This window comes from Pseudomonas sp. Pseusp16, assembly GCF_047324915.1.
GTDB lineage: Bacteria > Pseudomonadota > Gammaproteobacteria > Pseudomonadales > Pseudomonadaceae > Aquipseudomonas > Aquipseudomonas fluorescens_CD.
The window spans coordinates 5,242,149-5,255,546 of the sequence record NZ_CP168522.1; the positions used below are offsets into that span (position 1 = coordinate 5,242,149).

At 61.5% G+C, this 13,398-nt stretch carries 14 protein-coding genes; 3 read left to right on the plus strand and 11 right to left on the minus strand.

All coding sequences use genetic code 11. The features are described from left to right. Positions 1–77 precede the first annotated feature (77 nt). From recG to exbB, 5 genes are all read right to left on the minus strand, one after another. Positions 78–2,153, minus strand: coding sequence for an ATP-dependent DNA helicase RecG (gene recG, locus ACEN8Q_RS23700; RefSeq protein ID WP_413703812.1), 2,076 nt, complete (start codon positions 2,151–2,153; stop codon positions 78–80). A 9-nt stretch (positions 2,154–2,162) separates the two neighbouring features. Further along, on the minus strand, positions 2,163–3,092 hold the full coding sequence (locus tag ACEN8Q_RS23705; RefSeq protein WP_057395888.1) for a hydrogen peroxide-inducible genes activator: 930 nt from the start codon (positions 3,090–3,092) through the stop codon (positions 2,163–2,165). A 180-nt stretch (positions 3,093–3,272) separates the two neighbouring features. Next, positions 3,273–4,022, minus strand: a complete 750-nt coding sequence (locus tag ACEN8Q_RS23710; RefSeq protein WP_057395887.1) for an energy transducer TonB — start codon at positions 4,020–4,022, stop codon at positions 3,273–3,275. After that, positions 4,019–4,447, minus strand: coding sequence for a TonB system transport protein ExbD (exbD, locus tag ACEN8Q_RS23715; RefSeq protein WP_103395949.1), 429 nt, complete (start codon positions 4,445–4,447; stop codon positions 4,019–4,021). The genes ACEN8Q_RS23710 and exbD overlap by 4 nt, the downstream gene beginning before the upstream one ends. A gap of 6 nt (positions 4,448–4,453) precedes the next feature. Further along, positions 4,454–5,419: a tonB-system energizer ExbB gene (exbB, locus tag ACEN8Q_RS23720; protein WP_413423317.1), complete on the minus strand. Its 966-nt coding sequence runs from the start codon at positions 5,417–5,419 to the stop codon at positions 4,454–4,456. A 188-nt stretch (positions 5,420–5,607) separates the two neighbouring features. Here exbB and ACEN8Q_RS23725 point away from each other — a divergent pair, with 188 nt between their 5' ends. After that, positions 5,608–6,465 (plus strand): NAD-dependent epimerase/dehydratase family protein, encoded by an 858-nt coding sequence (locus tag ACEN8Q_RS23725; protein WP_413703813.1) that lies wholly within the window; start codon positions 5,608–5,610, stop codon positions 6,463–6,465. A gap of 141 nt (positions 6,466–6,606) precedes the next feature. On the opposite strand, the gene ACEN8Q_RS23730 is transcribed toward ACEN8Q_RS23725, so the two are convergent. The 6 genes from ACEN8Q_RS23730 to ACEN8Q_RS23755 form a co-directional block, all read right to left on the minus strand. Next, positions 6,607–7,347, minus strand: a complete 741-nt coding sequence (locus ACEN8Q_RS23730; RefSeq protein WP_413423321.1) for a hypothetical protein — start codon at positions 7,345–7,347, stop codon at positions 6,607–6,609. A gap of 67 nt (positions 7,348–7,414) precedes the next feature. Then, entirely contained in the window at positions 7,415–7,795 is a 381-nt protein-coding gene (locus ACEN8Q_RS23735) for a RidA family protein (RefSeq protein WP_003229509.1), read from the minus strand. Between the two features lie 27 nt (positions 7,796–7,822). Beyond that, complete coding sequence (spoT, locus tag ACEN8Q_RS23740) at positions 7,823–9,928, minus strand: bifunctional GTP diphosphokinase/guanosine-3',5'-bis pyrophosphate 3'-pyrophosphohydrolase (protein WP_085723649.1); 2,106 nt, start codon at positions 9,926–9,928, stop codon at positions 7,823–7,825. A 57-nt stretch (positions 9,929–9,985) separates the two neighbouring features. After that, the gene (rpoZ, locus tag ACEN8Q_RS23745; RefSeq protein WP_007921129.1) at positions 9,986–10,249 is read right to left on the minus strand and encodes a DNA-directed RNA polymerase subunit omega; all 264 of its coding nucleotides are present in this window, start codon (positions 10,247–10,249) and stop codon (positions 9,986–9,988) included. A 167-nt stretch (positions 10,250–10,416) separates the two neighbouring features. Beyond that, on the minus strand, positions 10,417–11,037 hold the full coding sequence (gmk, locus tag ACEN8Q_RS23750; RefSeq protein ID WP_003229498.1) for a guanylate kinase: 621 nt from the start codon (positions 11,035–11,037) through the stop codon (positions 10,417–10,419). Between the two features lie 12 nt (positions 11,038–11,049). Next, positions 11,050–11,913 (minus strand): YicC/YloC family endoribonuclease, encoded by an 864-nt coding sequence (locus ACEN8Q_RS23755; protein ID WP_413423325.1) that lies wholly within the window; start codon positions 11,911–11,913, stop codon positions 11,050–11,052. A 268-nt stretch (positions 11,914–12,181) separates the two neighbouring features. Between ACEN8Q_RS23755 and rph the strand changes: the two genes are divergently transcribed. Both rph and ACEN8Q_RS23765 read left to right on the plus strand, forming a co-directional pair. Further along, on the plus strand, positions 12,182–12,904 hold the full coding sequence (rph, locus tag ACEN8Q_RS23760; protein ID WP_057395880.1) for a ribonuclease PH: 723 nt from the start codon (positions 12,182–12,184) through the stop codon (positions 12,902–12,904). 28 nt (positions 12,905–12,932) lie between these two features. Further along, complete coding sequence (locus ACEN8Q_RS23765) at positions 12,933–13,301, plus strand: DUF4870 domain-containing protein (protein WP_413423327.1); 369 nt, start codon at positions 12,933–12,935, stop codon at positions 13,299–13,301. Positions 13,302–13,398 lie beyond the last annotated feature (97 nt).

Here is a 13,398-nt window from a genome sequence, read left to right on the forward strand (position 1 = left end):
GTCTGTATCCGTACTTAAACAATTGCGGGAGTATAACCAGCTTGCTTGGGGCCACGCCTCAGAAACCGTGAAGGTTGTCACACCTGGCCGTATTGTTGGCCATGACGCAGCCATCGATCGAGTAGCGGGCTGACGTGGGTCGGCCAGCGCTCGAGCAAAGCCTGGGCAGCATCCCGCACGGCGGGCAGCAAATCGGCATCGCGCATCAAGTCGGCGACCTTGAATTGAAGCAGGCCGGTCTGGCGCGTGCCGAGCATTTCGCCGGGGCCGCGCAGTTCCAGGTCTTTTTCGGCGATGACAAAGCCGTCGTTTGTTTCGCGCATGATACCCAGTCGTTGACGACCGATCTGCGACAGCGGCGGATGGTAGAGCAGCACGCAATGGCTGACTGCACTGCCCCGGCCTACGCGGCCGCGCAACTGGTGCAGTTGCGCCAGGCCCAGGCGCTCGGGGTTCTCGATGATCATTAAACTGGCGTTGGGCACGTCGACACCCACTTCGATCACCGTGGTCGCGACCAGCAGTTGCAGGTTGCCGGCCTTGAATTCGGCCATTACCGCGGCTTTTTCCGCAGGCTTCATACGGCCGTGGATCAGCCCGACCTTCAGCTCGCCGAGGGCGGCGGTGAGGTCCTCAAAGGTGGTTTCGGCGGCCTGGCAGGTCAACTCTTCCGACTCTTCGATCAGGGTGCAAACCCAATAGGCCTGACGCCCTTCGGCGCAAGCGCTGCGTACCCGCTCGATGACTTCGACCCGTCGGGTATCGGTGATCAGCACGGTGTTCACCGGCGTTCGGCCGGGAGGCAATTCGTCGAGGATCGAGGTGTCGAGATCGGCGTAGGCGCTCATGGCCAGCGTGCGCGGAATCGGCGTGGCGGTCATGATCAACTGGTGCGGGCACATGCGTCCGCCAACACCCTTCTGCCGTAAGGCCAGGCGCTGCTGCACGCCGAAGCGGTGCTGTTCGTCGATGATCACCAGCGCCAGGTTCTGGAATTGCACTTCATCCTGGAACAGCGCATGAGTGCCAACCACCATCGGCGTGCCGTTGGCGATTTGCTCCAGCGCGGCCGTGCGGTTCTTGCCCTTGAGCTTGCCGGCGAGCCACGCGACTTCGATGCCCAGCGGTTCGAGCCAGCGCTTGAAGGTGATGAAGTGCTGCTCGGCGAGAATCTCGGTGGGCGCCATCAGGGCCACTTGATGACCGGCCTCCAGCGCTTGCAGCGCGGCGAGTGCGGCGACCACGGTTTTACCGGCGCCGACGTCACCCTGGATCAGCCGCAGCATCGGTTCGTGCTGGCTGAGGTCGTAAGCGATTTCGTTGCCGACCCGTTGCTGGGCGCCGGTCGGGTTGAAGCCGAGGTTGGCCAGGTATTTGGCTGGCAGCTTCGTTGCCTTGGGCATCGCTGGCGCACGCAGGGCGCGCATGCTTTCGCGCAGGCGCTGTTGCGACAGTTGATGGGTCAACAGTTCTTCGAAGGCCAGGCGGTGTTGCGCCCAGTGGTGACCGAGGGCCAGTTCATCGACGTCGGCATCGGCGGGCGGGTTGTGCAGGTAGCGAATCGCATCGGCCAGCGGCGCCAGTTGGTAGTCCCGGGCCAGTTCGTTCGGCAGCCAGTCGGGCAGGCTGCTCGGGCCGAGCAGGGTGAGGGTCTGCATGCACAACTGGCGCAAGCGCTGTTGGGTCAGGCCTTCGGTGAGCGGGTACACCGGGGTCAGGGTTTCATCCACGGGCGGCGGCTCGTCGCCGTTGATGGCGCGGTATTCCGGGTGGTAGATCTCCAGCCCCGAAGCACCGGGCCGCGCTTCGCCGTAGCAGCGAATCCGCGTGCCGCGTTTGAGGCCTTCTTTCTGCGCGTTGCTGAAATGGTAGAAGCGCAGGCTCAAGCCCCCGGTACCATCCTGCAATCGAACCACGAGGCTGCGCCGGCGCCCCATGACCACATCAGCGCCGCTGACGGTGCCTTCAATGACCGCATCCTGACCGGGTCGCAACGCGCCGATCGGGACCACGCGGGTGCGATCCTGATAGCGCAGGGGCAGGTGAAACAATACGTCCTGGAGATTTTCCAGACCGACCTTGGCCAGTTTCTCGGCCATGGCTTCACCGACACCCTTGAGTGCCGTCACCGACACTTGCGACAACTCGCTCATGACCGTTGCTTAGCCCACAGCGGCTTGCGCCGCTGGCTTGGCCACCGAGCACAGGCGAATGGAGTCGGCGAGGATTTCAATCGCTTTCGGGCGCGGGAAGCTGGCGCGCCAGGCAATGGCCACAGTGCGGAACGGTACGGGTGCCGACAACGGGCGCACTTCGATCACGCCAGGGGCGTAGTGATGGCTGTCGACCGCGGACAACGGCAGGATCGAAATGCCAAGGCCGGACGCGACCATGTGGCGAATGGTTTCCAGGGAGCTGGATTCCACCGTGGTGTGCTTGGCGCCGTCGTTGCCTTTGGTCAGGGTCGGGCAGGCTTCCAGCACCTGGTCGCGGAAGCAGTGACCTTCGCCGAGCAGCAGCAGGCTCTTGTCGTTGAGCAGGTTGGCGTCGATGGACTCTTTTTGCGTCCACGGGTGCTGGGCCGGCATCAGCACGTAGAACGGCTCGTCGTAGAGTTGCAGGGTCAGCACATCGGCTTCGCTGAACGGCAGGGCGATGATGATCGCATCGAGTTCGCCGTTACGCAGTTTGTCGCGCAGCACGTGGGTGAAGTTTTCTTCGATGTACAACGGCATCTGCGGGGCTACCCGGTGCAGTTGCGGAATCAGGTGCGGGAACAGGTATGGCCCGACGGTATAGATCGCGCCGACTTTCAGCGGGGCGGTCAGCTGGTTCTTGCCGGCCTGGGCCAGTTCGCGGATGCCCTGGGCCTGTTCCAGTACCTTTTGAGCCTGGGCCACGATGCCTTCGCCGACCGGCGTCAGGCGCACGGCGCTTTTGCTGCGCTCGAAAATCAGCACACCGAGTTCGTCTTCAAGCTTTTTCACGCCCACCGAAAGGGTCGGCTGGCTGACGTGGCAACGCTCGGCCGCGTGGCCGAAGTGCTGCTCTTGGGCGAGGGTAACGATGTAGCGTAATTCTGTGAGGGTCATAGCAAGCGTCCATGAAGTTGCGGGCCAAGCATACCGGCTGCAATCGATAGACGCACGTTATCAGACGTAGGAGCGAGCTTGCTCGCGAAAAACCTGAGACCGCCGTGGGGTGTCAGGCTTCAAGCGTTATCGTTCGCCTCATTCGCGAGCGAGCTCGCTCCTACAGGGGTTCGGCGGTGTTTACCGCCGGCGTTTTTCCAGCGAATACACAAACGGTGCAACGATTTCGATGGAGCCATTGGTCAGCATGTCGGCCGGTGGCTTGGGCAGCGGTTGAGCGCGGCGGATCATTTCCAGGGTGGCCCGGTCCAGATCGGCAGTGCCCGAGGCGCCTACCAGCTCAAACGACAACACATTGCCTTCGGCATCCACGACGAAACGCAGACGGTTCATCCCTTCCTTGCCCCGCGCCTGTGCACTGGCAGGGTACTTTTTGTACTTCTGCAGGTGTGCCAGCAGCGTGCCTTGCCAGCTGGCCTTGGCTGCCAGTTGAGCCGGCGACGGACCCGGGGCAGGCTGGGCGGATTTCTCCGTTGGCGCCTGAGTCTGTTGCGTTTCGGCCGGTTTTTCTTCGGCCGGTTTTTCCTTCGGCGGTTCGGGTTTCTTCTCTACCGGCTTGGGCGGCTGCGGCTTCGGCTTTGGCTTGACGGGCTTGGGCACGGCAATTTCAGCCTTCGGCGCTTCAGCGAGCTTGGGTATCGGCAGTTCTTCAACCGGAGCCGGTGGCTGCACAGGGGTGACGACCTTCGGCGGAGCAGGCGGTGGCGGGGCAGGAACCGGTGCCAGTTCGACCAGCATTGCCTGAGGGGGCAATTCGATGGGCGGACGGGTGGACCAGTTCAGCGCCAGTGCAATGGCCAGCGCGTGAACGCCCAGCACCACGGCCAGGCTACCGCTGTAACGCGTCAGCTTATGGCGCGTCGTGATCATTTCTTGACTGCCGACTCGAGACCGACCAGACCGACCTTCAGGTAACCCGCCGAGCGCAGGTTATCCATCACGCTCATCAGGTCGCCGTAATCCACGCCTTTGTCGGCCTGGAAGAAGATCGTCGTGTCTTTCTTGCCCTGGGTCCTGGCGTCGAGCGTGGCGCCGAGTGCTTCAGCCTTCACTTCGTCTTCACCGAGGAACAGGCGTTGGTCAGCCTTGACGCTGAGGAACACCGGTTTTTCTGGCCGCGGTGCCGGTTTGGCGGTGGAGGCGGGCAGGTCGACCTTGATGTCCACGGTGGCCAGCGGCGCCGCCACCATAAAGATGATCAACAGCACCAGCATCACGTCGATGAACGGCGTGACGTTGATTTCGTGGTTTTCGGACAGATCGTCGTCTGCCCCTTCTTTCAAATGCAGGCCCATGGCCGATTACCCCACTTTCACCATGTGCGGTTGCGAGCTGCGCTCAGGCTGGTGATCGAGGTCGCGGCTGACCAGCAGCAGGACTTGCGCCGAAGCATCGGACACCTGCGCCTTGTAGCCGGCGATGGAGCGGGCGAACACGTTGTAGATCACCACCGCAGGAATCGCCGCGACCAGACCCAGCGCGGTCGCCAGAAGGGCTTCGGCGATGCCGGGAGCCACGACGGCGAGGTTGGTGGTCTGGGTTTTGGCGATGCCGATGAAGCTGTTCATGATGCCCCACACGGTACCGAACAGGCCGACGAACGGTGCGGTGGAACCGATGGTCGCCAGTACGCCGGTGCCGCTGCTCATGTTGCGACCGCAGGCCGCGACCAGGCGCTCAAGACGGAAGCTGACGCGTTCCTTGATGCCTTCTTTCTCACGGCTGTTGACCGACAGGCGCATCTCTTCGAGGGCGTCATGGACCAGCAGGTTGGCCAGAGTGCCTTCCTTTGCCGCTGTGGCACTGGCTTCCTTGAGGGACGCGGATTTTTTCAGTTGGGCGATTTCACCGCGCAGACGACGTTTGGCGCCCATCAACTCAAGACCCTTGGCGATCCAGATGGTCCAGGTGATGATCGAGGCGATGGCCAGGCCGATCATCACGATTTTCACGATGATGTCGGCATTCTTGTACATGCCCCACGGCGACAGGTCATGGGCCATGCCCAGCGTGTTGTCGGCTTCGAGGACCTCAGGAACGTCTTCGCCAAGGGTGTCCGCAGCCTGGGCCGGGTCGGTGGCGGCAGGCGCCACGGCCGGGACTGTGTGGTCGGCAGGAGCGGCGGCTGCGACAGCTGGAGTGGCCGGCGCCTGGGCGTCAGCGAAAGCGGCAACCGGTGCCAGCATCAGGCTGAGCAGCAGGGCGGCCACCGCGCTCCAGGCGCGAGGTCGTTTGGTTGGCGAAGCGGGGAATTGATTGCGTGTCATGCTGGCCGGACCTGAGAGAATAAACGGGTGATGTTCTTCCAGGCCTCGAAAGGCCGAGAACAAAAGTGGGGCGCATTATTGCAAGTAATTCTTGTTAACAGAAGTAATAGCGTCTCTTTTTTTCCTGCATTGCTAGCCGCCTGTCTATGGCCGGCGCTAGTCTGTGGCTTTGCGATGGGAGTTTTCTGATGTCTGCGCCTACTGTTTTGATCGCCGGCTGCGGTGATGTCGGCAGCCGCCTGGCTACACAACTGCTGGCGGCAGGGTGGGAGGTCCAGGGTATGCGGCGCGACGTTTCACGTCTGCCCGTGGGCGTCATCGGCGTTGCCGGTGACTTGTTCAACAAAGACTGCCCGGACACCTGGCCGGTCGGTGCCGTGGATTACCTGGTGTATTGCGCGGCGGCCACCGATCACGATGAAGCCGGTTACCGTGCTGCCTATGTCCAGGGCCTGGAGCATGTGCTGGAGTGGCTGAACGACTACGGACAGGTGCCCAACCGCCTGTTGTTCGTTTCCAGCAGCAGTGTTTACGGACAGCAGGATGGCGAATGGGTCGACGAGGCTTCGCCAGCCGTGGCGGCGGGCTATTCCGGACGTGTGATGCTCGAAGCCGAGCAACTTGCCCTTAAAAGCGGCATTCCGGCCAGTATCGTGCGCTTGACCGGCATTTACGGCCCCGGCCGTGAATGGCTGCTGACGCAGGTACGCCGGGGTTATCGCGTGGCGGTCGAGCCACCGTTGTATGCCAATCGGATTCATGCGGACGATGCCGCAGGGTTGATGGCGTGCCTGCTTGAGGCGGATCGGCGTGGGGTGGCACTGGATGATGTCTACATCGGCGTCGATGACGAACCGGCGGCGCTGGCCGATGTGGTGAACTGGTTGCGCGGGTATCTGGGCGTGACCGAGTGGGACGACGACGCCAGCGTACGTCGCACCGGCAGCAAGCGTTGCACTAATGCGCGGGCCAAAGCCTTGGGCTGGGCGCCGAATTATCCAAGCTTCCGCGAGGGGTATGCGGCGATTCTAGAAGGCCGCTGCTGACTTTCAGTCACCAGAAACCAAAATGTGGGAGCGGGCTTGCTCGCGAAGGCTATTTATCATTCAACGTTGATGTCGACTGATACACCGCTTTCGCGAGCAAGCCCGCTCCCACATTAAATCTTCTTTGCAGTCAGATCAGGGTTACTGCTTTTCCAGCAACCACTTGCGCTCGCCCGGGGTGAACGAGGGCATCTCGTCCGCCTGTGCCGTGTTCACGGCTTGGAAAATCTCCAGCTCTTTGCCCTTGCGCGCAAAGATCCAGGCGTTGCCCTGGCCATTGAGTTGCAGCCACATGTTGTCATTGCCGCCGCTCATGGATGCGCAATCGCCGGCCAGGCACAACGCATAACGATCGCTGCCTGGCAGGCCGCTCACCTGGCCGTCGGCCTGGAATTGAACCGTGCTGCCTTCTCCGGGGCCGCTGACGATTGTCCAGCCACCGCCCATGTACGCTGAATACAGTGCGCGCTCGAAACTGGCACCGATCGGAGCGCCATCCGGTACCGGAGTCGCGGCGCGATCGAAAACCTGCTCGGGCTCGTTGTCGCTGGCAGACTGGCTCAGTTGCTTGCCGTCACGCTTCAGTTCGCTGGCCGAGCTGCCATAAAAGTCGACTTTCCAGGCGCCGGATTCTTCACCCAGCAGCTTGCCTTCGACGTTTTCAAAACCGTTGGTGTAGCGGGCCTGGCTGGCCTTGGTGTTGATGTCCCATTCCAGGTTCGGGCCATAGGCCTGGAGCGCTTCACGCAGGGGGACGCCTTTGGCTGCAGCATCGATCGCCACCTGGTTGATCCAGGTGCCGCTGATATCACGATCGGCAGGGTTGCTGGCACATCCGCCCAGGAACAGGGCGAGCAGCGAGAGAGCAAGCGCGTTGCGCATGGTGGAATCCTTTCAAGCTTTCTTTACAGCAGAGCAGTCGGCGCAGCCCGAGGCTGCGCCGCACGGATTACTCGATGACCAGGATGGCATCCATTTCAACCTGCGAACCCTTTGGCAGGGCTGCTACGCCGATGGCGGCGCGGGCAGGGTAAGGCTGGTCGAAGTACTTGCCCATGATCTCGTTGACCTTGGCGAAGTGGCTCAGGTCGGTGAGGAAGATGTTCAGCTTGACGATGTCCTTGAACGAACCGCCAGCGGCTTCAGCCACGGCCTTGAGGTTCTCGAACACCTGGACGGTCTGGGCTTCGAAGCCTTCGACCAGTTCCATGGTTTTTGGGTCCAGAGGAATCTGACCCGACATGTAAACGGTGTTGCCAGCCTTGATCGCCTGGGAGTAAGTACCGATGGCGGCCGGGGCCTTGTCGCTGGTGATAACAGTCTTGGTCATGAATGACTCCTTGTAATGGATGGATTGCTACGCACGCATGCGGGTGATTCGAATCACCCCGGTCAAGGCGCGCAGTTTCTTGATCACGCGGGCCAGGTGCACGCGGTCGTGCACGCTGACCACCAACTGGACCACGCTGATGCGACCATCGCGTTCGTCCATGCTGATTTTCTCGATGTTGCCGTCGGCGGCGTTGACGCTGCTGGCCAGCAGGGCGATCAGGCCGCGCTGGTGCTCCAGCTCGACGCGCAGCTCGACGTTGAATTCGCCGGTGACATCCTTGGCCCACGAGAGCTGGATGCATTTTTCCGGGTTGTGGCGGATTTCGCTGATGTTGCGGCAGTTGTCCAGGTGCACGACCATGCCTTTGCCCGCGGACAGGTGGCCGACAATCGGGTCGCCCGGGATCGGCGTGCAACACTTGGCGTAGCTGAGCACCAGGCCTTCGGTACCGCGAATCGCCAGCGGGCCTTCCGGGCTTGGTAACTGTTCGCCCTCGCCCAGCAGTCGGCGGGCCACCACATAGGCCATGCGATTGCCCAGGCCGATGTCTTCCAGCAAGTCTTCGATCAGTTCGAGGCGGTACTCGACGAGCATGGCCTTGACGCGCTCGGCCGGGATTTTTTCCAGCGCGCTGTCGAAACCGTTGAGGACCTTGTTCAGCAGGCGTTCGCCGAGGCTGATGGACTCGGAGCGACGTTGCAGTTTCAGTGCATGGCGAATGTGTGTGCGCGCCTTGCCGGTGACCACGAAGTTGAGCCAGGCCGGGTTCGGCCGCGCGCCGGGAGCACTGACGATCTCGACCGTGGAGCCGCTTTGCAGCGGTTCGGACAGCGGCGCGAGACGACGATTGATCCGGCAGGCAATGCAGCTGTTGCCGACGTCGGTATGCACCGCGTAGGCAAAGTCGACCGCCGTGGAGCCCTTGGGCAGCTCCATGATCCGGCCTTTGGGCGTGAACACGTAGACCTCGTCCGGGAACAGGTCGATCTTCACGCTCTCGATGAATTCCAGCGAGTTGCCGGCGCGTTGCTGCATTTCCAGCACGCCCTTGACCCACTGACGGGCGCGGGCATGGGTGCCTTTGGGCTGCTCGTCGCCGCTGGATTTGTACAGCCAATGGGCGGCGATGCCGTTGTTGGCCATCTCTTCCATTTCGCGGGTGCGGATCTGGATCTCGATCGGCACGCCGTGCATGCCGAACAGCGTGGTGTGCAGCGACTGATAGCCGTTGGCCTTGGGGATCGCGATGTAATCCTTGAAGCGTCCCGGCAATGGTTTGTACAAATTATGTACAGCACCCAGCACGCGGTAGCAGGTATCGACCTTGTCGACGATGATCCGGAACGCATAGACGTCCATGATCTCGTTGAAGGCCCGACGCTTGCCGCGCATTTTCTTGTAGATGCCGTAGAGGTGTTTCTGGCGACCGCTGACCTCGCCCTGGATGCCATCGATGGCCAGGCAGTGGCTCAGGGACTCTTCGATCTTGTTGACGATTTCCTTGCGGTTGCCCCGGGCGCGTTTGACGGCCTGGTAGATCCGCGCGGAACGCATCGGGTGCATGGCCTTGAAGCCGAGGTCTTCGAACTCGATGCGGATGGCGTGCATGCCCAGCCGGTTGGCGATGGGCGCATAGATTTCCAGGGTTTCCTTGGCGATGCGCCGGCGCTTTTCGCCGGACAGCACTTCCAGGGTGCGCATGTTGTGCAGGCGGTCGGCCAGCTTGACCAGGATCACGCGAATGTCGCGGGCCATGGCCATGGCCATTTTCTGGAAGTTTTCAGCCTGGGCTTCGGCCTTGGTCTCGAAGTTCATCTGGGTCAGTTTGCTGACCCCGTCGACCAGTTCGGCCACGGTTTCGCCGAACTGCGCTTGCAGCGCCTCTTTGGCAATGCCGGTGTCTTCGATCACGTCATGCAGCATCGCAGCCATCAGGCTCTGATGGTCCATGTGCATGTCGGCAAGAATATTCGCAACCGCGAGTGGGTGCGTGACGTACGCTTCGCCGCTACGGCGGCGTTGGCCGTCGTGGGCTTGTTCAGCGTAGAAATACGCTCGGCGGACCAGGTTGACCTGGTCCTTGCCGAGGTAGGCCGATAAGCGATCGGCGAGGGCGTCTATGCTCGGCATGATGTCTCCTGCCACAAGCTGTGATCCCGCGCCGTGCCACGTCGACCAGGCATAGGCTTAGACGGCCTCGTTGGACTCGTCCTCGAATGCAGCAAAAAGCGGTTCATCTTCAACGATTTCGGCTTCGGCGATAGCTGCGTAGTCGATCAGGCCTTCAGCGATTTCGCGCAGGGCGACGACGGTAGGCTTGTCGTTTTCCCATGCTACTTTCGGCTCTTTGCCGCCGGTGGCCAGTTGACGGGCACGCTTGGTAGAGAGCATGACCAGCTCAAAGCGGTTATCCACGTGTTCTAGGCAGTCTTCAACGGTTACGCGGGCCATGGTCTTCCTCGTAGCAAATGCAATATGCGCGCTGCCCGGATGGGCGAGCGGACTCAACAGTTTAAAAAATCACCAGCGATTAGGGAAGCGCTGATTTTTTGACCAAGCCCTTCAACGCGCTGCAAGTGCCAATGTAAAGCCCTTGCAACGGTTTTGGGAAGAGCTGATTAACCGAGCAATTCAGCCAGCAATTTGCCGAAACGCACCTGTTGGCGTTTCTGCTGCAGCTGATTGGCGCGGAAAATCGCCTTCAGATCGTCCAGCGCATGGGCGAAATCGTCGTTGATGATCAGGTAGTCGTATTCGACGTAATGGCTCATCTCGCTGACGGCTTCACGCATCCGGCCGTCGATGATCTCGTCGCTGTCCTGACCGCGGTTGGTCAGGCGCTGGTGCAAGGCCTGGAGCGACGGCGGCAGAATGAAAATCGAGCGTGCCTGCGGCATCAGCTTGCGCACTTGCTCGGCGCCTTGCCAGTCGATTTCAAGGATCAGGTCGTGACCTTCGTCCAGTGTCTGCTGCAGGCGGCTTTGCGAGGTACCGTAAAAGTTGCCGAAGACTTCGGCGCGTTCGAGGAAGTCGCCGTGCTCGCCCATCTTCACGAACTCTTCGCGGGTCACGAAGTGATAGTTCACGCCGTCCACTTCACCCGGACGCATGGCACGGGTGGTGTGGGAAATCGATACGCGAATCTCCGGATTGGCGTCGGTCAGGGCCTTGACCAGACTGCTCTTGCCCGCGCCCGAAGGGGCGGAAATGATGTACAGGGTGCCGGTGCTGTGGGTCATGTCGGGGTAGCCTTACTCAATGTTCTGCACTTGTTCGCGCATCTGCTCGATCAACACCTTGAGGTTGACCGCAGCCTGGGTGCTGCGCGGGTCGAAGGCTTTGGAGCCCAGTGTGTTGGCTTCGCGGTTGAGTTCCTGCATCAGGAAGTCCAGGCGCCGACCGGCAGCGCCGCCGGATTTGAGCACCCGGCGAACTTCGATGATGTGAGTGCTCAGGCGATCCAGTTCTTCGGCGACGTCGCTTTTTTGCGCGAGCATGACCATTTCCTGCTCCAGGCGCTGCGGATCCATCTCGGCCTTCATGTCGGCGAAGCGGTCGAGGACTTTCTGGCGCTGGGTGGCGAGCATCTGCGGGACCAGTTCGCGCAAGGTGACCACGTCTTCTTCGATGGAGCTCAGGCGTTCGTTGATCAGCCGAGCCAGCTCCGCGCCTTCGCGCTCGCGGCCGGCCTTCAGTTCTTTGAGAGCCTGATTGAACAGTGCCAGCGCTTCTGCGTTCAGGGCTTGCGGGTCGGTGGCGTCGCCAACCAGTACGCCGGGCCAGGCCAGGACCTCCAGCGGGTTCAGCGCTGCCGGGTTGTTGATCAGGCTGGCGATGGTCTCGGCAGCGGCGACCAGTTGCGCGGCGCGCTCCTGATCGACTTGCAGTGCTTTGCCGGTGTTCTCTTCGGTGAAGCGCAGGGTGCATTCGAGCTTGCCCCGCGATACACCCTGGCGCAGGGCTTCACGAACAGCGCCCTCGAGGTCGCGAAAGGACTCCGGCAGGCGCAGGTGGGGCTCCAGGTAGCGGCTGTTGACCGACCGCAGTTCCCAGCTCAGGGTGCCCTGGACGCCGGCTTTTTCGACGCGGGCGAAGGCGGTCATGCTGTGCACCATGGCGGTACCTCGCAATGCGGATCGGCACAGAACCGAGGTTCCGGCAATCCGATATCAATGAATTAAAGCCGACTGGCAGCAAAGGCGCAGGATTGTAGCGCAGTGGCGCGGATGCGCCCAAACACAGGGTGTGACAAAGAGCGGCAGGCCTTCGCCGACGCGCGGTACAGAGCCATCGGTCGTCGGCGGATTTTTTTAGAAGTGCCCAGTGGCGGCCGTCGGCTCTATAATGCTCCGCAGTTTTCCGTCCCCAGTACAGGTATTCCCTATGATACGTCCAAGTGGTCGCGCTGCCGATCAGCTCCGCTCGATCCGCATCACCCGCAACTACACCAAACACGCCGAGGGTTCTGTGCTGGTCGAGTTCGGTGATACCAAGGTCATCTGCACCGTCAGCGTTGAACCGGGCGTACCGCGTTTCCTGAAAGGCCAGGGCCAGGGTTGGCTGACTGCCGAGTACGGCATGCTGCCGCGTGCTACCGGCGAACGTAACCAGCGTGAAGCCAGCCGTGGCAAGCAGGGCGGCCGTACCCTGGAAATCCAGCGTCTGATCGGTCGCTCCCTGCGCGCCGCGCTGGACATGTCCAAGCTGGGCGACATCACCCTGTACGTCGACTGCGATGTGATCCAGGCTGATGGCGGCACTCGCACTGCTTCGATCACCGGCTCCATGGTTGCACTGATCGATGCCTTGAAAGTCATCAAGAAGCGTGGCGGCCTGAAAGGCGGCGACCCGGTCAAACAGATGATCGCCGCTGTTTCCGTGGGCATGTACAAGGGCGAGCCGGTGCTCGACCTCGACTACCTGGAAGACTCGGCCGCCGAGACTGACCTGAACGTGGTGATGACCAGCGCTGGCGGTTTCATCGAAGTCCAGGGCACTGCCGAAGGCGCGCCGTTCCAGCCTGAAGAGCTGAACGCCATGCTCGAACTGGCCAAGAAAGGCATGAACGAGATCTTCGAACTGCAAAAGGCCGCCCTGGCCGACTGACCGGGCTGCTCCAGACAAGGAGGACACCATGAGTGACGAGCAACTGCCGCTGCCCACGCCGAGCCAAGAGGCGCGTCAGTGGGCCATGTTTTGTCACTTGTCCGCCTTGCTGGGGATCTGGATTCCGTTCGGCACGATCATCGGCCCGCTGATTCTCTGGCAGATGAAGCGCGAGATGGACCCGTTTATCGATGCCCAGGGCAAGGAAGCGTTGAATTTTCAGATCAGCGTCGCGATCGCCTCGGCGATCTGCTTCCTGCTGATGGTGGTGATTATCGGTTTCTTCCTGTTTGGCCTGATCGCCATTGGTGCGTTGGTATTGACCATCATCGCCGGGGTGAAAGCCAATGAGGGTTTCCATTACCGGTATCCATTCACCTGGCGATTGATCAAATAATCACCGCCGATCCCTTGTAGGAGCGAGCTTGCTCGCGATGGTGCATCAGTTGACGCCAATGTGGCTGACACACCATCGCGAGCAAGCTCGCTCCTAC